Origin of the sequence: Paraconexibacter sp. AEG42_29 (assembly GCF_040581415.1) — a bacterium.
Lineage (GTDB): Bacteria > Actinomycetota > Thermoleophilia > Solirubrobacterales > Solirubrobacteraceae > Paraconexibacter.
On record NZ_CP114014.1, the window covers coordinates 3,406,526 to 3,431,979 of the forward strand.

Consider the following 25,454-nt stretch of genomic DNA (forward strand, 5'->3'; position numbering starts at 1 on the left):
GACCTCGGAGCTTAGTGCTCCGAGATCACCCGGTCGATGATGCCGTATTCGGCAGCTTCCGCAGCGGACATGAAGTAATCGCGCTCCGTGTTGCCCTTGACGTCCGCTACGTCCTTGCCCGTGTGCTTGGCCAGGATCTCGTCGAGCTTGGCCCGCAGCTCGATGACCTCGCGGGCGTGGATCTCGATGTCGGTCGCCTGACCCTGGAAGCCGGAGCTCACCTGGTGGATCATGACCTTCGCGTTCGGGAGCGCCATGCGCTTGCCCTTCGCGCCACCGGAGAGCAGGAGCGCGCCCATGCTCATCGCGATGCCGACGCAGATCGTCGACACGTCGGGCTTGATGAAGTTCATCGTGTCGTAGATCGCGAGGCCTGCGTACACCGACCCGCCGGGCGAGTTGATGTAGATGCTGATGTCCTTGTCGGGATCCTCCGACTCCAGGTGCAGCAGCTGCGCTACGACAAGGTTCGCGATCTGGTCGTCGATCGGCGTACCCAGGAAGATGATCCGCTCGCTGAGCAGTCGGCTGTAGATGTCGAACGCGCGCTCTCCGCGCGACGTCTGCTCGACCACCATGGGGACAAGGGGACTCATGTTCCTCGCTTCGTTTCGGTTCGGGGCGCCGGGTTCCTGCCGTGGCTACGACAACGGGTGCTGCCGGCGTGGGGCAAGCCTAGCAACGGGCCTGCTCCGGCCCCGCCCCTGATCATCGGCGTCCGGGTCGCGGACTTCAGCGGGCGAGCGCGGGCCTGGCCGGATTGCGCGGCGTCAGGGGGCTGACGGGGTCGGCTGCGTACGCAGCCCGTCGAGCAGCAGCGCCAGATGCCGGCGCCAGTCCCATTCGGAATGGGCCATCGACGCGGACACGCCGCACATGAGCATCCCCATGTCGTCGACCGAGAAGTCCTGGCGCATCGTCCCTGCCGCCTGCGCCCGGTCGATGAGCTGCTGGACGAGGCCGTGCATCTCGTCGAGGACGTCCTGCGCCTGGTCCCAGACGTGTTCGGCCGCCCGCATGAGCGCATCCTGGGCGGCAGCGTCGTGCGCGGTCGCCTCGCAGTTGCGGTAGAGCACGGAGGCAAACACCTCGAACGGCTCGCCGTCCTCCTCGAGGCCCTCACGGGCGTGCTCGGCGATCAGCGCGAACTTCTGGCGGACCATCTCCCCCATCAGCGCCTCCTTCGTCGGGAAGTGGCGGTAGACCGTCCCCACTCCGACGCCGGCGCGGGTGGCCACGTCGCCCATCTGGGTCTCGGTGCCGTGGGCGCTGAACGCCTCGCGTGCCGCGACCAGGATCCGCTCGCGGTTGCGCGCCTTGTCGGCGCGGACGCGGGGCGGAGCGGGCTCGGTCTGGGTATCGATTGGCGCCATGTGACTGATCGGTGTCGCTTCCTTGACAAACGGAACCATAGCTCCGTATTTTCAGGATGACAAAACGGAACCGGAGTTCACTTTCACATGCCCAGTCTGGAAACACCGCGCGAGAAGAACCGCGCACTCGTCCTGCTCGCGATGACGCAGTTCATGATCGTCATCGACGCATCGATCACCAACGTCGCCCTGCCGTCGATCGGCGCGGACCTGAAGATCGCCCAAGCGGACCTCTCGTGGATCGTCAACGCGTACACGCTGACCTTCGGCGGCTTCCTGCTGCTCGGCGGCCGGCTCGCCGACCTCGTCGGCCGCCGCCGGATGTTCATCGTCGGCATGGGCGTGTTCGGATTGGGCTCGCTGCTCGGCGGCCTCGCCGGCAGCGAGAGCTTCCTCGTCGGTGCGCGTGCGCTGCAGGGCCTCGGCGCGGCCCTCGTCTCGCCGGCGGCGCTGTCCCTGGTGACGACCATCTTCAAGGAGGGTGCCGAGCGTAACCGGGCCCTCGGCGTCTGGGGCGCGGTCGCCGGCGCCGGCGGTGCGGCGGGCGTGCTGCTCGGCGGCGTCCTGACCGAGATCGACTGGCGGCTGGTCCTGTTCGTGAACGTCCCCGTGGCGGTCGCCGTCATCGTCGCTGCTCCGCGGGTCCTGCTCGAGTCGAAGGCCGACACGGACGTGACGAGCTTCGACATCCCCGGCGCCGTCACGGTCACCGCCGGCCTGGCGCTGCTGGTCTACGCGCTCGTCGACGCCGAGACCGCGGGCTGGGACTCGTCGACGACCATCCTGCGGATTGCGGCCGCCGTGGTCCTGATCGTGCTCTTCATCGGCATCGAGTCGCGGACGAAGCACCCGCTGATGCCGTTCTCGATCTTCCGCCTGCGGACCCTGCGCGGCGCGAACATCGCCGGGATGCTCACCGGCATGTCGCTGTTCTCGATGTTCCTGTTCATCTCGTTCTACCTGCAGTACGTGCTCGGCTACTCGGCCCTCAAGACGGGCCTGGCGTACCTGCCGCTCAGCGTCGTGATCATCATCTGCGCCGGCGCGGCCTCGCAGCTGGTGACGAAGGTCGGCTTCAAGCCGACGCTGATCGGCGGCCTGATGCTGGTGGCGGGCGGGCTGTTCTGGTTCGCGCAGATCGACCCCGACGGCGGCTACGTCACCCACGTCCTCGGGCCGTCGATGATGGCCGGCGCAGGGCTCGGGTTCACGTTCGTGCCGGTGACCATCGCCGCGGTCACGGGGACCACGGGCGAGGAGGCCGGGCTTGCGTCAGGCCTCATCAACACGTCGCAGCAGATCGGCGGCGCGCTCGGCGTCGCGATCCTGGTGTCGATCTCGACGTCGCGCATCGGCGAGTTCGCACCGGCCGCCCAGCGCAGCCACGAGGCGCTCACGGCCGGCTACTCGCGGGCCTTCACCGTCGGCGCGTGCTTCGCGGTGGTGGCAGCGATCCTGTCGCTGATCATCATCTCCTCCAAGGACTCGAAGGAGCAGGTGGAGGCGGCAAAACGCGGCGAGGCGATCCCCGCGGCGGCGTAAGCGCGGCTGACTCGCCGCGCCGGCCGTGCGGCAAACGCGGCGAGGCGATCCCCGCGGCGGCTTGAGGGTCCGGGCGGTCCGGGGCGGTCCGGGGGAACGAAACGGTTGCTGAGCAACCGTTTCGTTCGCCGCCTGCGGCCTATTCGGTCTCGGCGTCCGCGTCCGCGTCCGCGTCGGGCTCGGGCGGGGCCGGGACGGCCGTCGCGTTGTCCACCAGGAGGTCCATCGCGAGGCCCTGCGCGAGGTCGTCGAGCAGCTCGCTGAGGCGCCCGTTCTTCTCGAGGCGGGCGCGCAGCTTCTCCGGCGTGGTGTTCTCGCGGACCGCGGTCGCCTGCAGCGCGTCCAGCACGTCGCCGTCGCTCGGCTTGATGTCCTCGGCGGCGATCACGGCGTGGATGACGGCCTCGCGGCGCAGGGCCTGGTCGGCGTCGGGCTTGGCCTCCTCGAGGATCTCGTCCTCGGACTTCTGCGCGATGCCGAGGTAGGCCTCCTTGGAGATCCCCTGCTGCGCGAGCGAGCCGAGCATGCGGTCGTAGAGCTCCTTGGCGCGGGCGACGATCAGCGCGTCCGGGACCTCGACGGTCGCGTTGGCGGTCACGGCGTCCAGGACGGCCTCGCGGTACTCGCCGTCGACGCGCTTCTCGGCGTCCTCGCGGAGCTTCGCGGCCAGGTCCTCGCGCAGCTCCTCGAGCGTGTCGAAGCCGGCGCTGTCGGAGGCGAAGTCGTCGTCGAGATCGGGGAGCTCCTTGGCCTTGACCTCCTTCACCGTGATGTCGAACTGCGCCTCCTGGCCGGCGAGGTGCTCGGCCTGGTACTCCTCGGGGAAGGTGACGTCGATGCGCTTCTCGTCGCCCGCGGAGGCGCCGACGAGCTGCTCCTCGAAGCCGGGAATGAGGGTGCCGGTCCCGAGCTCGACCATCTGGTCGCGCCCCTCGCCGCCCTCGAACGCCTCGTCGTTCAGGAAGCCCTTGAAGTCCATGACCACGAAGTCGCCGGCCTCGGCCGCGCCCTCCTTGGTCTCCAGGCGGGCTGCACGCTCGCGCAGCTGCTCGACCTGGTCGTCGATGGTCGCGGGGTCGGGCTCGACGTCCTTCTTGGGCGCCTCGACGCCCTTGTAGTCGCCGAGCGTGGCGATCGGGCGCACGCCGATCTCGAAGGTGAAGGTGAGCGGCGCGCCGGCCTCGGGCATCTCGCCGAGGTCGAGCTCGGGCTCGCCGACGGGCGCGATGCCGGCCGCGTCGATGGCCGTCGTGTACCAGCGGCCGATCTGCGTGCGGATCGCCTCGTCGAGCACGGCCTCGCGGCCGACCTGCTTGATCACCACCGGCGGCGGCACCTTGCCCTTCCGGAACCCGGGCATGCGCAGGTCGCGCCCGAACTGACGGGCGGCCTCCTGCAGGCGGCGCTCCAGTTCGGCGGGGCTCACCTCGGCGGCGACGCGCACGCGCGACTCCGGCAGCTCGGTGACGGTGGTGGTGATGGGGTCGGTGACAGCGGCCATGTGGCAGGTGACGATACCTTGGGGCAGTGTCCGAGCGGATCCTGACGCGCACCGAGCGCGCGACGGCGCGGCTCGCCACGGGCGCGGTGGCGCACTTCGTCTGCGGCCTGATCGACTGGGTGGTCCTGCTCGGCCGGTTCGCCCGCGCGAAGCTGCGCGGGGGCGACTGGGGCTGACGGCGGTCCCCCGGACGACCCGCCCCACGGAAGGTCGCCGGTCCAGCCGGGCCCTGGCTGGCCGGAGGGTCCCGCGGGCCTGACCCGTCGAATCCTCCGCGGACCCGCCGCTGACCCCGCAGCGGCGGCCAATGGCGTTCCACCCGGCGGGGAGCCGTGCGATCCTCCGCTCGCCCCGCCCGGCCCGCGGCCAATGGCATTTCACCCGGCCGGGAGCCGTGCGATCCACCACTCGCCCCGCTGGCCGGCCGCCCGCCCCGCTCCGCACCCGAGACCCCGCACCCGCCAGCGCCCACCCCCGTCTCCAGCCCGCAGTTCCCAAAGCCGGCACGACCACGAGGTCCTCGGCGTCAGCGCCGCAGACTCCCGACCACCAGGCCCTCGGCACCAGCGCCACCGACCCCCGATCACCAGGCCCGCGGCATCAGCACCACCGACCGCCCGACCACCTAGGCCCGCAGCGCCACCCACCCCCACGACGTCTGACCAAGACCCACTTCCAGCGCGAACAGCCGGTCAGCCGCGCAGCGCGAAGATCGGCCAGCTGCCCGGGACGCCCTTCAGCGGGTGGTGACCGCGGTCCTCGAACGAGAGGCCGCTCCCCACGACCGTGCCGAACGTCGTCCCCGAGACCAGCACCTCCCCCGGTGCCGCCATCGCACCGACCCGGGCCGCGATGTGGACCGCCATGCCGCCCACGTCGCCTCCGATCCGCTCGCATTCGCCGGTGTGCATCCCCGCACGTACCGTGAGACCCAGCGACGCCACCGTGCCGACGATCGCGTCGGCGCAGCGGACGGCCTGCGACGGCGGACCGGCGAACGTCGCCAGGAACGCGTCCCCGATGGTCTTGACCTCCTCGCCGCCGAAGCTCGAGAGCGTCGCGCGGACGGCGGCGTCGTGGGCGGCGAGCAGGTCCCGCCAGCGCGCGTCGCCGAGGGACGCCGCGCGCTGGGTCGCGTCCACGATGTCGGTGAACAGCACGGTCAGCAGCTCGCGTTGCAGCCCCCCGCCGCGGCGGCCGCCGGTGAGGAACGCCTCGATCTCCCCAAGGATCGCCTCCGTGTCGCCGACCATCGGCAGGTTGTCGACGCCGGGCAGCTCCACGAGCTTCGCCCCGCCGATGCGCGCCGCGACGTAGCGCGAGTGCCGCACGTCGATCATCGCGTCGTCGGTGCGGTGCAGGATCAGGGTCGGGACGCGGATGTTGCCGAGGTGCTCGCGGACATCGACCTGGGCCAGTGCGGCGGACATGCGCTCCAGGCCGGACGGGGTCATCGACTGGCGCTCGAGCCGGGCGAGCCACGCACGGATGCGCTCGTCGTCCGCGACCGAAGGGGCGATCCGCGCGATGTTCGCCCCCGTCCCCCACCCCTCGACGAGGGTGGCCACGCGGGCGGCGCGCTCCTCCTCGGTCGACGTCCAGTCGACCTCGGCGTCGCGCAGGTTGCGCACGATCGGCGCGTAGAGCATCAGCGCGAGCGTGCGCTCCGGGTGGATCGCGGCGAAGGCCAGCGCCTGCGACGCGCCGCCCGTGTAGCCCATGAGCACCGCGCGGTCGGTGCCCAGCGCGTCGAGGACCACCTGCACGTCCCCCACGTCGAGCTCGTCCGTGAAGGCCCCGTAGTGCGGATCCGACAGGCCGCTGCCGCGCCGATCCATCAGCACCACGCGGCAGGTCTGCGCCAGCCGGCCGAAGAAGCGCATGACGCCGGGCTCCTCCAGGAGCGCCTCCACGTGCGAGATCAGCCCGCTGAGGAAGACGATGTCGACGGGCCCGTCCCCGATCGTGCGGTACGCGATCGACGCGTCGCCGTTGCGCGCCCAGCGCGTGGTGCTCGGGACGGGCGACGTCCCTCGTGCGCTGGCGGTCATGGCGCCCCGAGCCTACCGCCGCGTCTGCGGATCCCACCAATCGCGCCGGCCCGCGATGGTGGGTTGCCCCTTGCGGCGCCACCGCCGGATCGGGGAAGGTCGGCTCATATGCGCGGACTCATGCAGGACTACCCACTGACCCTCGTCCATGCCTTCGAGCGCGGGGAGCGCCTCTGGGGCGACAAACGCCTCGTGACCGTGACCAAGAGCGGCCGCGAGCGGACCACCTACGGCGAGTGGGCCAAGCGCACGCGTCGCCTGGCCGGCGCCCTCGACGAGCTCGGCGTCTCGGCCGACGGACGCGTCGGCACGTTCGCATGGAACTCCGCGCGGCACCTCGAGCTGTACTTCGCTGCGCCCTGCACCGGCCGCGTGCTGCACACGCTCAACATCCGACTGTTCCCCGAGCAGGTCGTCTACGTGGCCAATCACGCCGAGGACGAGGTCGTCTTCGTCGACCGCTCCCTGCTGCCCTTGTTCTGGCCGCTCGTCGACGAGCTGAAGACGGTCAAGAGCGTGATCATCATGGACGACTGCGGCGACGGCGGACCGGACATCCCCGACGACCCGCGCGTCCTGGACTACGAGGAGCTGCTCGCGCGGTCGACCCCCGTCGAGCGCTTCCACGTCGCCGACGAGAACACCGCCGCGGCCATGTGCTACACGAGCGGGACGACCGGCAACCCGAAGGGCGTCGTCTACTCGCACCGCTCGATGACGCTGCACGCGATGGCGACGATGCTGGCGGACACCTTCGGCCTGCGCGAGTCCGACGTCGTGCTCCCGATCGTGCCGCAGTTCCACGCGAACGCCTGGGGCCTCGCTCACGCCGCCGTGATGACCGGTGCCGAGCTGGTCATGCCCGGTCCCGACCTCTCCGCGCCATCCGTCGCGAAGCTGATGGTGGAGGAGGACATCACGGTCGCGGCCGGCGTCCCGACCATCTGGATGGGCGTCCTCCCCGAGCTCGAGGGCAAGGAGCTGCCGTCGCTGCGCGTCATCCTGTGCGGCGGCTCGGCCGTCCCGAAGTCGCTGTCCGAGGCGTACCGCGCCCAGGTCGGCATGCCGATCCTGCAGGCCTGGGGCATGACGGAGACGAGCCCGATCGGCTCGGTCGCGAACATCAAGTCGACGATGGCGGACCGGCCGGAGGAGGAGCTCGCGAACCTCCGCGCGACCGTCGGCATCATCAGCCCGCTGGTCGACGTGCGGATCGTCGAGCCCGGCAGCGCCGACGACCTGCCGTGGGACGGCAGCGCCCAGGGCGAGCTGCAGGTCCGCGGGCCGTGGATCGCCTCGGCGTACTACAACGACGACCGTGCGGATTCGTTCACCGACGACGGGTGGCTGCGCACCGGGGACATCGCGACCATCGACGCCGAGGGCTACATCCGGCTCGTCGACCGCACCAAGGACGTCATCAAGTCCGGCGGCGAGTGGATCTCCTCGGTCGAGCTCGAGAACGAGATCATGGGCCACCCGGACGTCGCCGAGGCGGCCGTCATCGGGGTCCCGGACGAGCGCTGGGGCGAGCGCCCGCTGGCCTGCGTCGTGGCCAAGCCCGGCACGTCGCTCGACGGGGACGCGATCAAGCAGTACCTCGACGGGCGGGTCGCGAAGTACTGGATCCCGGAGCGCGTCGAGCTGATCGACGAGGTGCCGAAGACGTCGGTCGGCAAGTTCTCCAAGAAGGACCTGCGCGAGCGGTTCGTCGGGGACGCGAGCGGCGCGACGAAGGCGGTCGAGACGGCCTAGAGCGGGCGAGGCGCAGTTCCTGGCCGAGGCGCCGCGGGTTCTGTCCGCGGGCCTCTGACCGGCGACTGCGCGTTCGCTGTGCCAGCACGTGCGCCGGTGGCATGTGGTGGCACATCGAGCATCGTCCGCCGGCGGATGGCAGGGGCCGTCAGACCGCGCGGCAGCCCGTCGGCGCGGCGGACGTGTCCGGCAGCCAGGCCGACAGGTCGCGGTCGTCGTCCAGGGGCTGCCAGGCGCCGTCGACCACCCCGTACTGCGCGTGCGCGCGCCCGCCGACCAGCTCGTGGAGGGCGAACAGCAGCCGGTCGACGTCGGCCGCGCTGCTGCCGACCCCGAGGCTCGCACGCAGTGCGCCGCCGGGCAGCCCGAGGCGCGTGAGCAAGCGGTGCGCGCAGAAGCGCCCGTCGCGGACACCGATCCCGTGCTCGGCCGACAGGTACGCGCCGACGTGCCCCGGCGCGTAGCCGTCGACGGTGAAGGCGACGACGCCGATCGCCTCGTCGCTGTCGGACCAGATGCGGTGGACGCTCACGCCCTCGAGCTCGGCCAGACCGGCGAGCAGCCGGTCCTTCAGCGCCGCCTCGTGCGCCTCGAGCGCGCCGGCGGGCAGCCCGCAGAGCGCGTCGCAGGCGGCGGCGAGGGCGACCGCGCCCAGCAGGTTCGGCGTGCCGCCCTCGTGCCGCTGGGGTGCCGGCAGCCAATCGGTCCCGTCGTCGCGGACGTCGTGCACCGCCCCGCCACCGAGCAGGTACGGCGGCGCGGCGTCGAGCCAGTCGCGGCGGCCGATCAGCGCGCCGGCACCGAAGGGCGCGTAGAGCTTGTGCCCGGACAGCGCGACGTAGTCGACGCCGCTCGCGGCCAGGTCGATCGCGCGGTGCGGCGCGAGCTGCGCGGCGTCGACCGCGACCCGGGCGCCCGCGTCGTGCGCCAGCGCGACGACCCGGTCCAGCGGCAGCAGCTCGCCGGTGACGTTGGACGCACCGGTCACCGTGACGAGCGCGGCCGGAGCAGCGTCGAGCGCCGCGGCCAGCGCGGCCAGGGTCCCTGCGACTGTGGTCTTGCCGGCCAGGCAACGGTGCGGGCCGGCCGTCCAGGGCAGCAGGTTCGCGTGGTGCTCGACGTCCAGGACGATCACGTCACCCGCGCCCGCCGGGACGCTGCGCGCCAGCAGGTTGAGCGAGTCGGTGGTGTTGCGCGTGAACACGACGACGTCCTGCTCACGCGCGCCGACGAACGCGCCGACCGTCGCGCGGGCCACCTCGTAGCGGGCCGTCGACGACTGGGACGGCAGCCCCGCGCCGCGGTGGACGCTGCCGTAGCCGGTCAGCGCGGCGGTCACGGCGGCGACGACCGACTCCAGGGCCGGGGCCGTCGCGGCCCAGTCGAAGTTCGCATAGCGGACGGCGTCCCCACCCAGGACGGGGACGTCCAGGTCGCGGCCGACGGTCGGCAGCAACGGGCCTCGGGTCGCGGCGGCGACGGGCGCGTCGGAGAACGGGCGATGCTCGATCAACGTCATGTGGGTCCTCGATCTGGTTCCGGGACCCGCTCGTGCAGGACCCGCGCTTGCCACAGGGACCGCTTGCGCGGCCTGTGCGACCTGGTCGTTCACCCGGGGCACCCCACCGCGGTGGAGGGTTGCCGGCCAGCGAGCCGGGGCTTGACGCTGGCACTCTTGACCGCGACGAAGGATGACGGGACGCGCGCCGGCTGTCAATACCTGATCGGGTTAGTGGACATTCGGGCGGGCGACCCTCAACCACGGCCTGCTGCGGCCGATCAGACGTCAGGTGCCGCGCAGCAGACCGCCGTCGACGGGGACGGCCGTCCCCGTGACGTAGGCCGCCTGCGCGCTGCAGAGGAAGGTCGCGACCGCCGCGATCTCCTCGACGCTGCCGACGCGGCCCACCGGGACGTCACGCGCGGCGGCGTCCTGCACCTGCGCCTCCGTCGCCCCGCTCGACAGCAGCCGCGCGGTCATGATCCGCCCCGGCAGGACCGAGTTGATCGTCACGCCGTCGGGCGCGACCTCGGTCGACAGCAGCTTCAGCGCGGCGAGCAGCCCGGAGCGCTCGGCGGTCGACAGCATCAGGTACGGCAGCGGCTCGCGCACGGAGGTCGACGCGACGTTGACCACCCGTCCCCAACCCTGCGCGCGCATCGACGGCAGCACGGCGGTCAGCAGCGCCAGCGGGGCGAGGACCAGGGTGCGGTGCGCGGCCTCCCACTGCTCGCGGGTGAACGCGAGCGGGTCCGCACCGGCGGGCGGCCCGCCGGTCGACGCGACGAGGACGTCGACCGGACCACCCAGCGCCGCGCCGGCGCTCGCGACCAGGCCGGCCGCGGCATCGACGTCGTCGCTGTCCCAGACGAGCCCGGCGACCGCACCCACGTCGGCGGCGGCGGCGGCGATGCGGTCCTGCGACCGGGAGCTGACGACGACCCGCGCGCCCTCTGCCACGAGCCCGGCGGCGATGCCCTTCGCGATGCCGGCCGACGCGCCGGTCACCAGCGCGCGACGGCCCTGAAGTCCGAGATCCACGCCGACGAGCGTACCCGCGGCCACGACCGTGGCCGGAGATGCAGTCGTATGTCGCCCGGCCTCGTCGCCCGTCTGACGACCAATTCTGGTCGTGGCAGCAACCAGAATCGGACGTCAGACCGTCTGGTGGTGAACGACGGCGCCCGGGATCGACGGCCGGGTGACCGCGGCGGCTCGCGCCTCAGGCCGCTGCCGCGTCCGCCGCGGGCCGGCGGACTGCCGGGCGAGCCGCCGGGGCGGCTATAGCCGCGGCCGCGGGCACACCGCGGACCGCCGGGACCGCCGGGACCGCCACCGGCACGCGACGCCGGGCCCGCGCGGCGGAGAAGCGCAGGGCCGGCCGCTCGAGCAGCGTCCACGACGCCCAGGACACCGGGATCGTCACGGCCAGCACGACGGCGAGTGCAGCCACGGGCCGGCCCTCGGGGAACAGGCCGAACCCGCGCAGGCCCAGCATCACCGGCATGTGCCAGAGGTACATGGGAAAGCTCAGGTCGCCGAGCGCGCGCACCGACCGCGAGTGCAGCACGCGGCTCGTCGTGGGCCGCGCGGCCACGAGGACGATCGCGGCGAACCCGACGGCGGCCGGGAGATCCCGCCAGATCCGGCCGGCCACTCCGGCGTTGCCCTCGTGCCAGATCCCGTTGAGCACGACGAGCCCCGCGCCGCCGGCGAGCAGCGCGGCGCTGACCCACCGCGACCGCAGCAGGCCGCTGCCGAAGACGACCGCGGCGGCCATCCCGGCCGCGAAGCACGGCACGAGCGCGGGCAGCGAGTTGGCGACCACCAGGTTCGCGGGCCGGCCGGCCGCCACGACGTTGAACGCGATCCCCGCCGCGAGCAGGAGCGCCGGCGGGACGATCAGCAGGGCAGGCCGCAGGCGAACCGGCGTCCGGCTGAGCACGAGCGCGGCGACGAGCGGCAGGACGACGTAGAACTGCACCTCGACGGCCAGGGTCCACATCGGCGGGTCGAGCGCGCCGTTCGTCGCCGAGTGCAGGTTCGACGCGAAGACGAGGAACAGCGCGAGGTACTGCGCCTCCGGGACGTCGACGCCGCGCACGTCGCTGAACGGCACGAGCAGCGCGAGGCTGCCGACCAGCGCCAGCCCGTACGCGGGGACGATGCGCCAGGCCCGGCGGCGGGCGTACTCCGCGATCCGCGGAAGCGCGCCGCCGTCGCGCACCGCGGTCACCCACGCGCGGTACAGCAGGAACCCCGAGAGGCAGAAGAACAACGGCACCCCGAGGCGGAACTGGTGGACCACCCCGTCCAGCACCGAATCGCCCTTCTCGGCAGCCGTCGTGGTGTACAGCCAGACGTGCAGGACGACGATGGCAAGGGCAGCGCAGCCGCGCACGGCGTCCAGGGCAGGGGCGCGGTCCATGCCCCTGACCCTTCCCGCCACGCCTGAACATCACGCTAAGCGCGACTTAAGGATTCCTGAGCAGTACGTGTGCCAGTGGGCCAGCCGCGCACGGTCGGCCTTGTGACGGACGCACGAACATCGGTGGAAACGCCCGGATTAGGCTCGCCCTATTGGCCACACCGCGCCCGGGCTCGACGAGTCCCGGGACGCCCTTCGGGAGGAGACCCGTTGTCTGCCACATCCCCGTTCGACATCACCCATTTCGGCGCCCTGCCCGAGGCACGGGCGGCGGCTGACCCCGCAGCGCCGGCCGTGCAGGACGACAACACCGAGCTCGACAACGCCGGCCTGCTGGACCGCGTCAACCGCGCGGCCGCGGCGCTGCAGCGGCGCGGCATCGGCGCCGGCGACGTCGTCGCGGTCATCCTGCCGAACCGGGCCGAACTGATCATCACGCTGTTCGCGACGTGGCGGCTGGGTGCAGCCGTCAACCCCGTGAACCCGACGCTGACCGGGCCCGAGATGCAGTACCAGCTCGACGACGCCGGGTCGAAGGTCGTCGTGGCGGACGGCGCCGCCGTCGAGGGCCAGCTCATGGCCGTCGAGGAGCTGTCCGAGGACGTCGGCGACACCGTCCTCCCGGACATGCCGACCACGCTCGACTCCCTGTCGCTGCTGATCTACACGAGCGGGACGACGGGCAAACCGAAGGGCGTGATGCTCGACCAGTCGAACCTCATGGCCATGTGCCAAAGCGCCGGCGCCGCGTTCCACATCTCCCCGGCCGACCACAGCCTGCTGATTCTGCCGCTGTTCCACGCCAACGGCATCGTCGCCGGGACGCTCACCCCGCTCCTGGCGGGCGGCCGCGTCACGGTCGCGTCGCGCTTCAGCCCGAAGACGTTCTTCGGGCTCGTCGAGAAGGCACAGCCGACCTACTTCTCGGCCGTGCCGGCGATCTACGCGATGCTGACGACACTGCCCGAGGCCGAGACCGCGAACACCGAGTCGCTGCGCTTCGTCGTCTGCGGCGCCGCCCCCGCACCGGTCGAGCTCATCGAGCGGGTCGAGTCGCAGTTCGGCGTCGTCCTCATCGAGGGCTACGGCCTCTCCGAGGGGACCTGCGCCTCCACGATCAACCCGATCGAGGGTGTCCGCAAGCCGGGGACGGTCGGGCCGGCCATGCCCGGTCAGGAGGTCCGGCTGATGGACCCCGACGGCGGCTTCGTGGACGAGGTGGGCGAGCGCGGCGAGGTCGTCATCCGCGGGCCGGTCGTCATGCAGGGCTACCTCAACAAGCCCGAGGAGACGGCCAAGACGATCGACAAGGACGGCTGGCTGCACACCGGTGACGTCGGGACGTTCGACGAGGACGGCTACCTGAAGATCGTCGACCGCATCAAGGACATGATCATCCGCGGCGGGGAGAACATCTACCCCAAGGAGATCGAGTCGACGATCTACACCCATCCGGAGATCCTCGAGGCCGCCGTCATCGGGCGACCGGATGACGTCCTCGGCGAGGTGGTCGTCGCCTACGTCTCGCTGCGGCCGGACGCGACCGTGACGGTCGACGAGCTCCACCAGCTGTGCAAGGACAACCTCGCGAAGTACAAGCTGCCGGTGCTCATCGAGGTCCTGGACGAGATCCCGAAGAACCCCGTCGGCAAGATCGACAAGCCGACGCTGCGCAAGCGCAGCGTCTCCGCGACCGCGTAGGCGGGCGGCGTCCGTGGCGTCGTACTCCCCGGGGAGTACGACGCCGGCCTTCCCCCGGGGGATGACGCCGCGCCCGTGGGCGACTAGCGTGTCGGCCGTGGCGTCCCGCATCCGCAACTTCGCCTGGAACGGGCCGGCCGCCGACGCGCTGCTGCTGGTCGGCGTCGCTGCCGCACTGCTCCTGGACGCGGCGCTCTGCCCGGAGGGGAAGGGCGTCTCGCCGCTCGGCGTCGTCGCGGCCGCCGTCACCGTCGTCCCCCTGTGGTGGCGCGCCCGCACCCCGCTCTGCCTGCTGCCGGTCACCGGCCTCGGCCTTCTGCTCTGCCTGGCGACGCTGAAGCCCGTCAACACCATCGCCCTGCCCGGGATGATCGCGCTCTACGCCGCCGCCCGGTACGGCGACCGGCGACGGTCGCTCATCGTGGCCGCGCTCGGCGTCCCGTTCGTGGCGTTCTCGGTGATGATCAACTCGCCGGACTCGATCCTCACGTCCGACACCCTGTCCAACGTCGCCTTCGTCCTGCTGGCCCTGGCGCTCGGGGACACCGTCCGCTCGCGCGGCGAGGCGCGGGCCGCGGAGGCCGAGCGTCGCCGGCAGGCCGAGGCCGACGCGGAGCACGAGGCCGAGCGGCGCGTCGCCGAGGAGCGCCTGCGCATCGCGCGCGAGGTCCACGACGTCGTCGCGCACGCGATGGTGGCGATCAACGTCCAGGCCGGCGTCGCGGCGCACGTCCTGGACCAGCGCCCCGAGCAGGTCCGCACCGCGCTGACGGAGATCAAGCGGGTGTCGGGCGAGGCGCTCAGCGACCTGCGCTCGACACTCGGGCTGATCCGCGACCAGGACGCGTCGGCACCGCGGCGCCCGACCGAGTCCCTGACCGGCCTCGACGACCTCGCCGAGCCGCTGCGGGCCACCGGCGTCGCGGTCGGGGTCGTGGTGGCCGGCGATCCGGCGGGGGTGCCCGTCCCGGTCGGCGCCGCGGCGTACCGCATCGTGCAGGAGGCGCTGACGAACGTCCTGCGCCACGCCGGCGCCCAGCGCGCCGACGTGACGGTGGCCGTCGGGCCGCACTGCGTGGAGGTCGACGTGCACGACGACGGCGCCGCGGTACCGGCGGTCGGCGGCCCCGCCCCGGCGGGCAGCGGCAACGGGCTGCGCGGGATCGCCGAGCGCGTCGACGCCGTCGGCGGCTCGCTGGACACGGGCCGGACCGCCGACGGCGGCTGGCGCGTCCATGCCTCGCTGCCCCTCGGATGAGCGCCATCCGCGTCCTGCTCGCCGACGACCAGGCGCTCGTCCGCGCCGGCTTCTCGGCGCTGCTCGACAACGAGGACGGCATCGACGTCGCCGGCGTGGCCGCCGACGGCGCCGAGGCCGTCGACCTCGCCCGCACCGAGCGACCCGACATCGTGCTGATGGACGTGCGGATGCCCCGGATGGACGGGCTGGAGGCGACCGCCGCGATCACCGCCGACCCCGCCCTCGCCGGCACCCGGGTGATCGTGCTCACGACGTTCGAGCTCGACGAATACGTCTTCGGCGCACTGCGCGCGGGCGCCAGCGGGTTCCTGCTGAAGGACCTGGAGCCGGTCGAGCTGCTGGCGGCGATTCGGGTGGTCGCCGGCGGCGAGGCGCTCATCGCCCCGCGCGTGACCCGCCGCCTGATCGAGGCGTTCGCCGCGCAGCCCGAGCGGGCGCTCCGCGAGCCGGTCGAGCTGAGCGAGCTCACCGACCGCGAGCGCGAGGTGCTGGCGCTCGTCGGCCAGGGCCTGTCCAATCAGGAGATCGCCGCCGAGCTGATCGTGTCGCCCCTGACGGCGAAGACGCACGTCTCGCGCACCATGAACAAGCTCGGGGCGCGCGACCGCGCCCAGCTCGTGGTGACCGCGTACGAGAGCGGGCTCGTGGTTCCGGGCGGGTAGTACGGCAAGGGCGCCGCCTACTCCTCCGGGAGTAGGCGCAAGAGCATCCCCCGGGTGCAGGCGGTACCTCCCCACGGCCGACGACGCAGGCGGCCCAAGGCGAGAGAGTGAGCGGACACTCACCCCGCCCCCTGAAGGAGCCCCGCATGTACACCGAAGCCCCCGCCCGACCGCCCCACGGCGAGCAGCCGCCCGGCCTGCTCGCCCGCGTCGCCGACCTGGCCGTCCGGCGGCGCCGCGCCGTCGTCGCCGGCTGGATCGCGGTGCTCGTCGCGGTCGTCGCCCTCGGCACGCTCGCCGGCGGCACCTACCACGTCGACTACGCGACGCCGGGATCCGAGTCCAAGGCCGCGAGCGACACGCTGGCCGCGAGCTTCGGTGGACGCTCGGACGACACCGTCGACGTCGTCTGGCGGGCACAGGCCGGGGCGACCACACCGGCCGTGCAGGCGCGGGTCGACCGTGTCCTCGCCCGCGCCGAGCAGCTGCCCGGCCTGACACGCGGCGCCGCCGTCGCGGACGCGGAGCTCGCGCCCGACGGACGCACGGGCGTGGTCCGTGTCCCGCTCGACCGGCTGCCGGACTCCGTCCCCGTGAGCACCGGCGAGGCGCTGGCGGAGCTCGCTCACGACGCCAGCGGGACTGGCCTGCAGGTCGCGGTCGCCGGCGGCATCAACGGGCTGACGACCGAGAACGAGTCCGCGTCCGAGCTGGTCGGCATCGCGGTGGCGGTGCTCGTGCTGCTGCTCACCTTCGGCGGGATGGTCGCCGCCGGACTGCCGCTGCTCACCGCCCTCTTCGGCATCGGCGTGTCCGCGATGCTGGGCGGGCTGCTCGCCGCCGTCCTGGACACGCCCGACTGGGCGGCGCAGGTCGCGATCATGATCGGGCTCGGGGTCGGCATCGACTACGCGCTCCTGATCCTCACCCGCTACCGCGCGGCGACGGACGCCGGGCGCGACGCGCACAGCGCCGTCATCGAGGCGATGACGACGGCCGGCCGGTCCGTGCTGGTTGCCGGTGCGACGGTCGTCGTCTCGCTCCTCGGCCTCTTCCTCATGGGCCTGCCGTACCTGTACGGCGTCGCGCTCGCCTCGAGCATCGCGGTCCTCGTCGTGCTGGCCGCGTCGCTTACGCTGCTGCCGGCGCTGATCGCGTTCGCGGGCCCGCGGGTGGACAGCCTGCGGATCCCCGGATCCCGTCGCCGGTCGGTCGCGCCGGTCGACGTGGACGCGACGCCGGCAGCGCGCTGGGCGCGCGCCGTCCAGCGCCGGCCCCTCACGGCGGCGGTCCTCTCAGTCGTCGTGCTGCTGGCGATGACGCTGCCCGTCGCGGGCATGCGGTTCGGCTTCCCGGACGCCGGCAACGACCCGTCCGGCTCGACGACACGCACCGCCTACGACCTGCTGGCCGGCGGCTTCGGCCCGGGGGCCAACGGCCCGCTGCTGGCCGTGGCCTCGGTGGGCGGCGAGCCCGCCGGCGGGGCGACGAAGCTCGCCGCGCTGCGCCGCGAGCTGCGCGCCGACCCGGACGTCGCCGGCGTCGGACGCGTGGTGCTGGACGCGCGGCAGTCGACCGCGCTGCTCGTCGTCACGCCGAAGACGTCGCCCCAGGACGAGCGCACCAAGCAGCTGATCGACCGGCTGCGCGACGGTCCGCTGGCAAGCGCCGGTCTGCCGGTCGACCTCGGTGGCCAGACCGCCGCGACGGTCGACCAGGGTGAGGTCACCGCACAGCGGCTGCCGCTGTTCATCGGCGCGGTCATCGGCCTGTCGTTCCTGCTGCTGCTCGCCGCCTTCCGGGCCCCGGTCATCGCCCTGAAGGCCGGCGCGATGAACCTGCTGTCCATCGGAGCCGCCTACGGCGTCGTCGCGCTGGTCGCCGAAGGTGGGTGGGCCGGACAGCTGGTGGGGATCGACAGCGACCTCCCCGTCCCGCCGTTCATCCCCGTGATGATGTTCGCGATCCTCTTCGGGCTGTCGATGGACTACGAGGTCTTCCTGATGTCGCGCATCAAGGAGGAGCGCGAGCGCAGCGGCGACGCGGCGTCGGCGGTCGTGCTCGGGGTCGCCCGCACGGCGAAGGTCATCACGGCGGCCGCGGCCATCATGGTCGCCGTGTTCGCGGCGTTCGCGCTGAGCCCGGAGGTGTTCCTCAAGCTCATCGGGATCGGGCTGGCGACGGCGATCCTGGTCGACGCCACGATCGTGCGGATGATCCTCGTCCCGGCGGTCATGGCGCTCCTGGGCGAGCGCAGCTGGTGGACGCCACGCTGGCTCGACCGCCTCGTGCCGAACGTCGCGCTGGAGGCGCCGGCGACCGCGGGACGCTAGGACTCGAACCGGGCCGGCGAACGAATCGGGCGCCCTGCGATGAGTGCGGGGCGCCTACGGCGTCTTCACGCGAAAGCCTTGTCGCCGACCCAGAGGTACGCCAGCATGCCGGACGTGTCACCCCACCCCACCCCGCCTTCCCCCGCCCACACCCCGTCCCGCTTCGTCCGCCTCGCGCGGGTCTGCAACCGCCACCGCTGGCGCACGTTCGGGGCCTGGGTCCTGGCCGTGATCCTCCTGCTGGTCATCGGCTCGAGTGTCGGGACCAAGGAGATCTCGAACTACCGCCTGCCCAACACCGAGAGCCAGCGGGCCTACGACCTGCTGAACACCCACCTCCCGGCCGCCAAGGGCGACACCGACCAGTTCGTCTTCAAGGCCACCACCGGGACGCTGCGCGACGGCGAGAACCGCAAGGCCGTCGAGGCGGCGCTGGCCGCGATGAAGCGGGGCAGCGACGTTGCGGGCGTCGAGAGCCCGTTCGCGCCCGGCGGCCAGCTGACCGAAGACGGGCGCACCGGCGTGGCGTTCCTGACCTACTCCGAGTCGACGAACGACCTCGAGCTCGAGGACCTCGAGAAGATCGAGAGCTCCGTCTTCGCCCAGCGCAGCGCGTCGCTGCAGATCGAGCACGGCGGACCGGGCGCGCAGTTCGTCCGCTTCAGCAACCAGGAGGGCGACATCGGGCAGCTGGTCGGGTTCGTCGCGGCCGCGCTGGTGCTGCTGCTGACGTTCGGATCGGCTATCGCCGCGGGTATCCCCCTCCTGGCCGCGGCACTCGCGATCGCCGGGACGGTGGGGACGATCTCGCTGATCAGCCAGATCGTCGACACGCCGGACTTCGCCACGCAGCTCGCGGAGCTCATCGGGATCGGTGTCGGCATCGACTACGCGATGTTCGTCGTCACGCGATATCGGGCCGAGATCGCCGCCGGGAGGGATCCCGACGAGGCCATCGAGACGGCGATCGACACGGCTGGGCGGACCGTGATGTTCGCGGCGTTCACGGTCGTGATCGCGCTGCTCGGCCTGCTGCTGCTCGGGCTCAACTTCATGCACGGCGTGGCCCTCGGGGCCGGATTCGCGGTGCTTGCCACGATGTTCGCCGCGCTGACGCTGCTACCCGCTCTGATCGGCGGCTCCAAGGGCTTCCTGGACGGGGTCTTCGGCGAGCTGTCCCGCCGCGGAGGTGCGCGGGTCCTGCCGATCTGGAAGCAGCGGGTGCGCCTGCCCGGCGGCTCGTGGTTCGCGCGGCGGTCGGACAGCCGCAAGGGGCGCCAGAGCGGCTCGGCCCGCTGGGAGGCGTGGTCGACCGGCGTGCAGCGCCGCCCGTGGCTCGCTGCCGGGGTCGCGACGGTCGTCCTGCTGGCGATCGCGTTCCCCGCCCTCGACATGCGGCTCGGCTCGAGCGATGCCGGCGTCGATCCGAAGGGCACGACGACCCGCGACGCCTACCACCTGATCGCCGACGGCTTCGGGCCGGGCGTCAACGGGTCGTTCCTGGTCGTCGCGGAGCTCGACAAGAAGGGCGACAAGGCCGCCGCAGCCCAGGTGACGGCAGCCCTGAAGAAGGACCGGGACTTCGTGTCGGTCGGCGCGCCGACCGTGTCGCCCGACGGCGCGATCGCCACCGTCACCGCGTTCCCGCGGACCGGCCCCCAGGACGAGCGGACGACCGAGACGCTCAGGCACCTGCGGGACGACATCGTGCCGCCGCTGGAGAAGGCGAGCGGGACGACGGTCGAGGTCGGCGGCTTCACGGCCGGTAACGAGGACTTCTCCGAGGTCGTCGCCGGCAAGCTGCCGCTGTTCGTGGGCGTGGTCGTGCTGCTCAGCGCCCTGCTGCTGATGGCGGTGTTCCGCTCGGTCCTGATCCCGATCAAGGCCGCGCTGATGAACCTGCTGTCGATCGGCGCGTCGCTCGGGTTCATCACGCTGATCTTCCAGGACGGCCACGGCGCCGACCTGCTGGGGGTGGAGACCGGGCCGATCGAGTCGTTCGTGCCCGTGCTGATGTTCGCGATCGTGTTCGGGCTCAGCATGGACTACGAGGTGTTCCTGATGTCCCGGGTCCACGAGGAGTGGGAGCGCGCGAAGGACGCCTCGGGCGCGATCACCCGGGGGCTGGCGACGACCGGCCGGGTCATCACAGCGGCCGCGTCGATCATGATCGTCGTGTTCCTGGCCTTCGTGCTTGCCGACGACCGCTTCATCAAGCTGTTCGGCATCGGCCTGGCGAGCGCGGTCTTCTTCGACGCGGTGATCATCAGGTGCCTGCTGGTCCCGGCGATCATGGAGATCCTCGGTCGGCGCGCGTGGTGGCTCCCGGGCTGGCTCGACCGCGTGGTGCCCCGGCTCGCGATCGAGCGGACCGAGGACACCGGCACGTCGCGCGGTCCAGAGCTGACGAAGGCCGGCTGACCGCCTGCGGCGGCCCGGCCATCACAGGTGGCCGGGCCCGCCGTATCACCGATCTCCGATCGAAGTGAGTACGTTTTCCGCGTGCCGCCGTCCGCCGTGTCCCGCCCCGCGTAGTGCCCGCCAGCAGTCCCGAGCGTGAGCGGCGGCGTGCGGACGATGCCCTCCTGGCGCCGGACTGGCCGGCGTCGTCGGCCCGCCGGCCCGCCTGGCTGCCGCACAGCGGCGCCCCGCCCCGACCGCCGTGGCGGGTGCTCGGCGGCCTCACGCTGACGAGCGTCCTGGCCCTGGTGGTGATCGTGGCCCTCGGGGACGCGATGCACCAGGCGCTGCTCATCCCCCCGCTGGCGGCCAGCGTCGGCCTCATCGCGAGCGTGCCGGACCAGCCGCTCGCGCAGCCGCGCAACGTCATCGGCGGCCACCTCGTCTCCTGCATCGTCGGCTCGGTCGTCGCGCTCGTCCTCGGGCACGGCATCCTCGTCGCCGCCATCGCCGGCGGGCTGGCCGTCGGGGCGACGCTCGCCTTCCGCGTCGCGCACTCCCCGGCCGCTGCGACCGCGGTGATCGTCGCCGCGACGCCTGTCCCGTTCTGGCACTTCAGCGCGCTGCTGACGCTGGCCACCGTCGTGCTCGTGCTGCTCGGGGTCGCCGACGCCCGCCTCCGCGGACGGACATATCCCGTCTATTGGTGGTGAGTGCGCGCGGATGGCCCGCGCTAGGTTCCTCTCCATGGACCGAGGCACTCCGACCACCCGCACCCCGTTCACCGGCGCCTGCCTGTGCGGTGCCGTCCGCTACTCGGTGAGTGCGCCGCCGCTGCCGCTGTCGACGACGGTCTGCAACTGCAAGGACTGCCAGCGCTCGTCGGGTTCGGCGTTCTCCGTCGTGGTCCCCGTGCGGACCGCGGCGCTCACGGTCGAGGGCGACGCGCTCGCGACGTTCAACACGACCGGCACGGACAGCGACGAGGTGCGTGACCGCAAGTTCTGCTCCACGTGTGGCTCGCAGGTGCTGAGCGTCCTGGCGGAGGCGCCGGAGATCACGTGGCTCAAGGCCGGCACGCTCGACGACACCTCGTGGGTGACGCCGACGATGCAGGTCTGGGGCGAGTCCGCCCAGCCGTGGACCAAGAAGCTCATCCGCCGCCCGCGGATCAAGCGCGGCCCGCCGACCGCGGCGCTGCGCCTGTCGCGGCCGCTGCTCAAGGCGCTCGACCGCAAGTAGCGCCACTGCCGCCGCTTGCGTCCTCGTGCCGAGGCGGGCGGTCAGGAACCCAGGTGGGAGGAGCCGAACGACGTCGTCCGGATCACCGGCTCGCCCGCGGCGTCGGTCGCGTCCAGGTCGATGGTCGCTACCAGCGCGAAGTCGTGGTGCCCCTCGGGGTCGTCGATGATCTGGCGGACCGCCCAGACCCGCTCGTCCGCGTCCCCACCGGACTCGTCGATGATCAGCAGCGCCGGCGAGCGCGCCGCCGGGCCCGTCCCCATGGTGCGGTGCTCGTCCCAGTAGGTCCCGAGCGCGGCCTCCCAGGCGTCCGCGCCCATCGTGACCTTGCCCGGCGGGTCCATCAGCGCGGCCGAGGCCGCCTCCAGCTGCGCGAGGCCGGCGATGTCATCGCGGGCGGCCAGCTGCACGCGCTGGAAGAGGGCGTTGCGGACCATGACCGTGAACGCGCGCGCGTTGCCGGTGATGGGACGCGGGGGCGGCAGCGCCTCGCCCGCGGCGTTGGCGGCCGCGGCCCGCGCGACGGACTCGGGGTCGGTCAGCGCCTCCCACTCGTCGAGCAGGCTGGAGTCGGTCTGGCGGACCGTCTCCCCCAGCCACTCGATCAGCTCGTCGAGCTCCTCGGTCTTGACGTCGTCGGGGACGGTCTGGCGCAGCGCCCGGTAGACGCCGGAGAGGTAGCGCAGGACGAGGCCCTCCGAGCGGGCGACGCCGTAGAACGCGACGAAGTCGCTGAAGCTGCGGCCCCACGCGTACATGTCGCGGACGACGGACTTCGGCGACAGGTCGGACTCGCGGACCCACGGGTGGGTCTCGCGGTAGATCCGCAGCGCGTTCATCAGCGGCTCGCCGAGCGGCTTGGGGTAGCTGACCTCCTCCAGCAGCTCCATCCGCTCGTCGTACTCGATGCCCTCGGCCTTCATCTGGGCGATCGCCTCGCCGCGTTCCTTCTTGGCCTGGGCCATCAGGACCGGGAACGGGTCGTCCAGGATGGCCTCGATGACCGACAGCACGTCGAGCGTGTACGTCTCCGCCTCGGGGTCCAGCAGCGCGAACGCGACGAGGGCGAACGACGAGAGCGGCTGGTTGAGCGCGAAGTCGTCCTGCAGGTCAAGCGCCAGCTGCAGCGTCCGGCCGTCCGCATCGGGCTCAGCGAGCCACTCCAGGACGCCGGCCTGGACCAGCTCGTCGCCGAGCTCCTGCGCCTGTTCGGACAGCCGCCGGCGACCACGTTCGTCCTCGTGGTTGTCCTCCATCAGCGCCTGCATCGTGGCGACGGGGTCCGCGGGCTGGTTGACGACGTTCAGGATCATCGCGTGGTTGACGCGCATCTTGGAGACCAGCGCCTCCGGGACCGCGTCCTTGAGGCGGTCGAAGGTCTCCTCGGTCCAGCTGACCTCACCGTCAGCGGGCTTCTTCACCTGGATCTTGCGCTTCTTCTTCGGGTCGTCCCCGGCCTTCGCCAGCGCCTTCGCACGCTCGATGACGTGGTCGGGGGCCTGGACGACCACGTAGCCGGCGGTGTCGAACCCGGCCCGGCCCGCGCGCCCGGCGATCTGGTGGAACTCGCGCGCCTTGAGCATGCGGTGCCGGGTGCCGTCGTACTTCGCGAGGCTGGTGAAGACGACCGTCCGGATGGGGACGTTGATGCCGACGCCGAGCGTGTCGGTGCCGCAGATGACCTTCAGCAGGCCGGTCTGCGCGAGCTGCTCGACGAGGCGGCGGTAGCGCGGCAGCATCCCGGCATGGTGCACGCCGATGCCGCCGCGAACGAGCTTCGAGAGCGTGCGGCCGAAGCCCGCCGTGAAGCGGAAGGCGCCGATCGCGTCGGCGATCGCGTCCCGCTCCTCCCGCGTGCAGAGCTTGGCCGACAGCAGCGACTGCGCCCGCTCCAGCGCCGAGGCCTGCGTGAAGTGCACGACGTAGATCGGCGCCTGGTCGGTCGCGACGAGCTCCTCGAGCAGCTCGTGCAGCGGCGTCACCGACCACGAGTAGGTCAGCGGGACCGGGCGCTCGGCGTCGTCGATGATCGCGGTCTCGCGGCCCGTCCGCTCCGTCAGGTCGTCGGCGATCCGCGAGACGTCGCCGAGGGTGGCGGACATCAGGACGAACTGGGCGTTCGGCAGCGTCAGCAGCGGCACCTGCCACGCCCAGCCCCGCTGGCCGTCGGCGTAGTAGTGGAACTCGTCCATGACGACCTGCCCGACGTCGGCGCTCGCGCCCTCGCGCAAGGCGATGTTCGCCAGCACCTCCGCCGTGCAGCAGATGATCGGGGCGAGCGGGTTCACCGAGGCGTCGCCGGTCAGCATCCCCACGTTCTCGGCGCCGAAGACGGTGCAGAGCGCGAAGAACTTCTCGGAGACGAGCGCCTTGATCGGCGCCGTGTAGAACGTGACGCGCCCGTCCGCGAGAGCGGCGAAGTGCGCCGCGACCGCGACGAGCGACTTCCCGGAGCCGGTCGGGGTGGCGAGCACCAGGTTGTTGCCGCTGAACAGCTCGATCGCGGCCTCTTCCTGGTGCGGGTAGAGCTCGATCCCCTGCTCGGTCGCCCACGTGACGAACGCGTCGTAGAGCGAGTCCGCGCTGGGCTCGGTGGGCAGGGCGTGGACCAGGGTCATGCGTGCTGCCGCACGCTAGCGCCCCATCAGCTCGCGGCGCGCTCGGCGGCCTGGACGAGGTCGTTGTAGAGGCGCTTCATCGGCGCCTGCAGGTCCCGGGGCTGGACGGCCGCCTGGATCAGGGTGAGCTGGCGCTCGCGCTGCGAGGTGCCGAAGACGAGGCCGGCACCGCCGACGAGGTGGGCGGCCCACTTCTTCACGGTCGGCAGCGGCAGCTCGAGGACCTCCTCGAACGAGTCGGTGCCGTAGGTGTCCTTGAGCGCGGCGACCACGAGCCGCGGGAACTGGTCCCGGGTCAGGCCCTCCGCCGCCGTGGCCGCGTCCTCGCCGCCGAGCTTCTCGAGCCAGAACAGCTGCTTGTCGTGCAGGAGCAGCTCGTCGTTGGGACGCGCGTTCTCCTTGAGCGCCTCGATGATGCGCTGCGTCTCGCGCTGCGTGACGGGGTCCCCGGCCATGGCCCGCTGGAAGATCTCGTCGATCTGCGGCGGCACGCGGCGCACGTCGACGTCACGGTGCATGTCCGCGAGCATGCTGCGCTGGCTGTCGCTGATCGGGCGCGGCGGACGGCGCTTGGGGTTACGGCTGTTCATGACGGTCTCCTGGTCGGCGCCTGGCGCGCCGCGTTGCAGCTGACGTCCGACAGGTTCGCAGCTTGGCGTGGCCACCGATGAGTCACGCGGCCCGCCGTCGTCCCGGTCGTGACCTGTCACCGACCCCGGATCCCCATGCTGATCATCGCCGGAACGCTCACCCTGGAGCCAGGCCGCCGCGAGGCGTTCCTGACCGCTGCGCACGACACCATCGCGCAGGCCCGGCAGGCGCAGGGCTGCCTCGACTTCGTCCTGTCCGCGGACCCGCTCGCGGCGGACCGCGTGTACGTGTTCGAGCGCTGGGAATCGCCCCGGGAGCTCCTCGCGTTCCGCGGCGACGGCCCGTCGGAGGACGACATGTCGGTCGTCGTCGCCGGGGACGTGGCCCGCTACGAGATCGCGTCGGTGGGGCCGCCCTGAGCACGCGGTGGACGGGCGGGCCGACCCGGGGGAGTTCCCCGATGTGGGGACGGCGGGGCCCCGGCACGATCGTCCC

General features: G+C 72.3%; 20 protein-coding genes and 1 riboswitch. Of the genes, 11 read left to right on the top strand and 9 right to left on the bottom strand.

Annotated elements, in window-relative coordinates; genetic code table 11:
- Positions 1-11: 11 nt before the first annotated feature.
- Both clpP and DSM112329_RS16530 read right to left on the bottom strand, forming a co-directional pair.
- Positions 12-596, bottom strand: coding sequence for an ATP-dependent Clp endopeptidase proteolytic subunit ClpP (clpP, locus tag DSM112329_RS16525; protein ID WP_354697655.1), 585 nt, complete (start codon positions 594-596; stop codon positions 12-14).
- Positions 597-770: 174 nt separating this feature from the next.
- Complete coding sequence (locus tag DSM112329_RS16530) at positions 771-1,373, bottom strand: helix-turn-helix domain-containing protein (protein ID WP_354697656.1); 603 nt, start codon at positions 1,371-1,373, stop codon at positions 771-773.
- A gap of 87 nt (positions 1,374-1,460) precedes the next feature.
- Here DSM112329_RS16530 and DSM112329_RS16535 point away from each other — a divergent pair, with 87 nt between their 5' ends.
- Positions 1,461-2,915 (top strand): MFS transporter, encoded by a 1,455-nt coding sequence (locus tag DSM112329_RS16535; protein ID WP_354697657.1) that lies wholly within the window; start codon positions 1,461-1,463, stop codon positions 2,913-2,915.
- Between the two features lie 139 nt (positions 2,916-3,054).
- On the opposite strand, the gene tig is transcribed toward DSM112329_RS16535, so the two are convergent.
- Positions 3,055-4,416: a trigger factor gene (gene tig, locus DSM112329_RS16540; protein ID WP_354697658.1), complete on the bottom strand. Its 1,362-nt coding sequence runs from the start codon at positions 4,414-4,416 to the stop codon at positions 3,055-3,057.
- A gap of 26 nt (positions 4,417-4,442) precedes the next feature.
- Here tig and DSM112329_RS16545 point away from each other — a divergent pair, with 26 nt between their 5' ends.
- On the top strand, positions 4,443-4,592 hold the full coding sequence (locus tag DSM112329_RS16545) for a hypothetical protein (protein WP_354697659.1): 150 nt from the start codon (positions 4,443-4,445) through the stop codon (positions 4,590-4,592).
- 516 nt (positions 4,593-5,108) lie between these two features.
- On the opposite strand, the gene DSM112329_RS16550 is transcribed toward DSM112329_RS16545, so the two are convergent.
- Positions 5,109-6,467, bottom strand: coding sequence for an adenylate/guanylate cyclase domain-containing protein (locus DSM112329_RS16550; protein ID WP_354697660.1), 1,359 nt, complete (start codon positions 6,465-6,467; stop codon positions 5,109-5,111).
- A 120-nt stretch (positions 6,468-6,587) separates the two neighbouring features.
- Between DSM112329_RS16550 and DSM112329_RS16555 the strand changes: the two genes are divergently transcribed.
- Complete coding sequence (locus tag DSM112329_RS16555) at positions 6,588-8,222, top strand: long-chain fatty acid--CoA ligase (RefSeq protein ID WP_354697661.1); 1,635 nt, start codon at positions 6,588-6,590, stop codon at positions 8,220-8,222.
- Between the two features lie 148 nt (positions 8,223-8,370).
- On the opposite strand, the gene DSM112329_RS16560 is transcribed toward DSM112329_RS16555, so the two are convergent.
- The 3 genes from DSM112329_RS16560 to DSM112329_RS16570 all read right to left on the bottom strand — a co-directional run bounded on the left by DSM112329_RS16560 (position 8,371) and on the right by DSM112329_RS16570 (position 12,151).
- Entirely contained in the window at positions 8,371-9,741 is a 1,371-nt protein-coding gene (locus tag DSM112329_RS16560) for an aminotransferase class V-fold PLP-dependent enzyme (protein ID WP_354697662.1), read from the bottom strand.
- A gap of 38 nt (positions 9,742-9,779) precedes the next feature.
- Positions 9,780-9,903: riboswitch (SAM riboswitch) on the bottom strand.
- A 105-nt stretch (positions 9,904-10,008) separates the two neighbouring features.
- A complete protein-coding gene (locus tag DSM112329_RS16565; RefSeq protein WP_354697663.1) occupies positions 10,009-10,764 on the bottom strand; it encodes an SDR family oxidoreductase in 756 nt (251 codons plus the stop codon).
- 181 nt (positions 10,765-10,945) lie between these two features.
- Positions 10,946-12,151 (bottom strand): acyltransferase, encoded by a 1,206-nt coding sequence (locus DSM112329_RS16570; protein WP_354697664.1) that lies wholly within the window; start codon positions 12,149-12,151, stop codon positions 10,946-10,948.
- A 210-nt stretch (positions 12,152-12,361) separates the two neighbouring features.
- On the opposite strand from DSM112329_RS16570, the gene DSM112329_RS16575 reads away from it, so the two are divergent.
- From DSM112329_RS16575 to DSM112329_RS16605, 7 genes are all read left to right on the top strand, one after another.
- On the top strand, positions 12,362-13,852 hold the full coding sequence (locus DSM112329_RS16575; RefSeq protein ID WP_354697665.1) for an AMP-binding protein: 1,491 nt from the start codon (positions 12,362-12,364) through the stop codon (positions 13,850-13,852).
- A 97-nt stretch (positions 13,853-13,949) separates the two neighbouring features.
- Positions 13,950-15,110, top strand: coding sequence for a histidine kinase (locus DSM112329_RS16580; RefSeq protein WP_354697666.1), 1,161 nt, complete (start codon positions 13,950-13,952; stop codon positions 15,108-15,110).
- Entirely contained in the window at positions 15,107-15,775 is a 669-nt protein-coding gene (locus DSM112329_RS16585) for a response regulator transcription factor (protein ID WP_354697667.1), read from the top strand. The genes DSM112329_RS16580 and DSM112329_RS16585 overlap by 4 nt, the downstream gene beginning before the upstream one ends.
- 146 nt (positions 15,776-15,921) lie before the next feature.
- The gene (locus tag DSM112329_RS16590; protein ID WP_354697668.1) at positions 15,922-18,108 is read left to right on the top strand and encodes an MMPL family transporter; all 2,187 of its coding nucleotides are present in this window, start codon (positions 15,922-15,924) and stop codon (positions 18,106-18,108) included.
- Between the two features lie 114 nt (positions 18,109-18,222).
- On the top strand, positions 18,223-20,529 hold the full coding sequence (locus DSM112329_RS16595; protein ID WP_354697669.1) for an MMPL family transporter: 2,307 nt from the start codon (positions 18,223-18,225) through the stop codon (positions 20,527-20,529).
- Between the two features lie 113 nt (positions 20,530-20,642).
- Positions 20,643-21,221, top strand: a complete 579-nt coding sequence (locus tag DSM112329_RS16600; protein WP_354697670.1) for an HPP family protein — start codon at positions 20,643-20,645, stop codon at positions 21,219-21,221.
- Positions 21,222-21,255: 34 nt separating this feature from the next.
- The gene (locus DSM112329_RS16605; protein WP_354697671.1) at positions 21,256-21,750 is read left to right on the top strand and encodes a GFA family protein; all 495 of its coding nucleotides are present in this window, start codon (positions 21,256-21,258) and stop codon (positions 21,748-21,750) included.
- 41 nt (positions 21,751-21,791) lie between these two features.
- On the opposite strand, the gene DSM112329_RS16610 is transcribed toward DSM112329_RS16605, so the two are convergent.
- Together DSM112329_RS16610 and DSM112329_RS16615 are read right to left on the bottom strand one after the other, a co-directional pair.
- Positions 21,792-24,368, bottom strand: a complete 2,577-nt coding sequence (locus DSM112329_RS16610; protein WP_354697672.1) for a DUF3516 domain-containing protein — start codon at positions 24,366-24,368, stop codon at positions 21,792-21,794.
- 26 nt (positions 24,369-24,394) lie between these two features.
- Entirely contained in the window at positions 24,395-24,958 is a 564-nt protein-coding gene (locus DSM112329_RS16615; RefSeq protein ID WP_354697673.1) for a hypothetical protein, read from the bottom strand.
- Between the two features lie 135 nt (positions 24,959-25,093).
- Here DSM112329_RS16615 and DSM112329_RS16620 point away from each other — a divergent pair, with 135 nt between their 5' ends.
- Complete coding sequence (locus tag DSM112329_RS16620; protein ID WP_354697674.1) at positions 25,094-25,378, top strand: antibiotic biosynthesis monooxygenase; 285 nt, start codon at positions 25,094-25,096, stop codon at positions 25,376-25,378.
- Positions 25,379-25,454: the final 76 nt, after the last annotated feature.

Coding starts and splice junctions, on each gene's coding strand:
- DSM112329_RS16570 (WP_354697664.1), bottom strand. CDS start 12,151: ATGGACCGCGCCCCTGCCCTGGACGCCGTGCGCGGCTGCGCTGCCCTT.
- tig (WP_354697658.1), bottom strand. CDS start 4,416: ATGGCCGCTGTCACCGACCCCATCACCACCACCGTCACCGAGCTGCCG.
- DSM112329_RS16585 (WP_354697667.1), top strand. CDS start 15,107: ATGAGCGCCATCCGCGTCCTGCTCGCCGACGACCAGGCGCTCGTCCGC.
- clpP (WP_354697655.1), bottom strand. CDS start 596: ATGAGTCCCCTTGTCCCCATGGTGGTCGAGCAGACGTCGCGCGGAGAG.
- DSM112329_RS16590 (WP_354697668.1), top strand. CDS start 15,922: ATGTACACCGAAGCCCCCGCCCGACCGCCCCACGGCGAGCAGCCGCCC.
- DSM112329_RS16615 (WP_354697673.1), bottom strand. CDS start 24,958: ATGAACAGCCGTAACCCCAAGCGCCGTCCGCCGCGCCCGATCAGCGAC.
- DSM112329_RS16605 (WP_354697671.1), top strand. CDS start 21,256: ATGGACCGAGGCACTCCGACCACCCGCACCCCGTTCACCGGCGCCTGC.
- DSM112329_RS16555 (WP_354697661.1), top strand. CDS start 6,588: ATGCAGGACTACCCACTGACCCTCGTCCATGCCTTCGAGCGCGGGGAG.
- DSM112329_RS16610 (WP_354697672.1), bottom strand. CDS start 24,368: ATGACCCTGGTCCACGCCCTGCCCACCGAGCCCAGCGCGGACTCGCTC.
- DSM112329_RS16560 (WP_354697662.1), bottom strand. CDS start 9,741: ATGACGTTGATCGAGCATCGCCCGTTCTCCGACGCGCCCGTCGCCGCC.
- DSM112329_RS16550 (WP_354697660.1), bottom strand. CDS start 6,467: ATGACCGCCAGCGCACGAGGGACGTCGCCCGTCCCGAGCACCACGCGC.
- DSM112329_RS16620 (WP_354697674.1), top strand. CDS start 25,094: ATGCTGATCATCGCCGGAACGCTCACCCTGGAGCCAGGCCGCCGCGAG.
- DSM112329_RS16535 (WP_354697657.1), top strand. CDS start 1,461: ATGCCCAGTCTGGAAACACCGCGCGAGAAGAACCGCGCACTCGTCCTG.
- DSM112329_RS16530 (WP_354697656.1), bottom strand. CDS start 1,373: ATGGCGCCAATCGATACCCAGACCGAGCCCGCTCCGCCCCGCGTCCGC.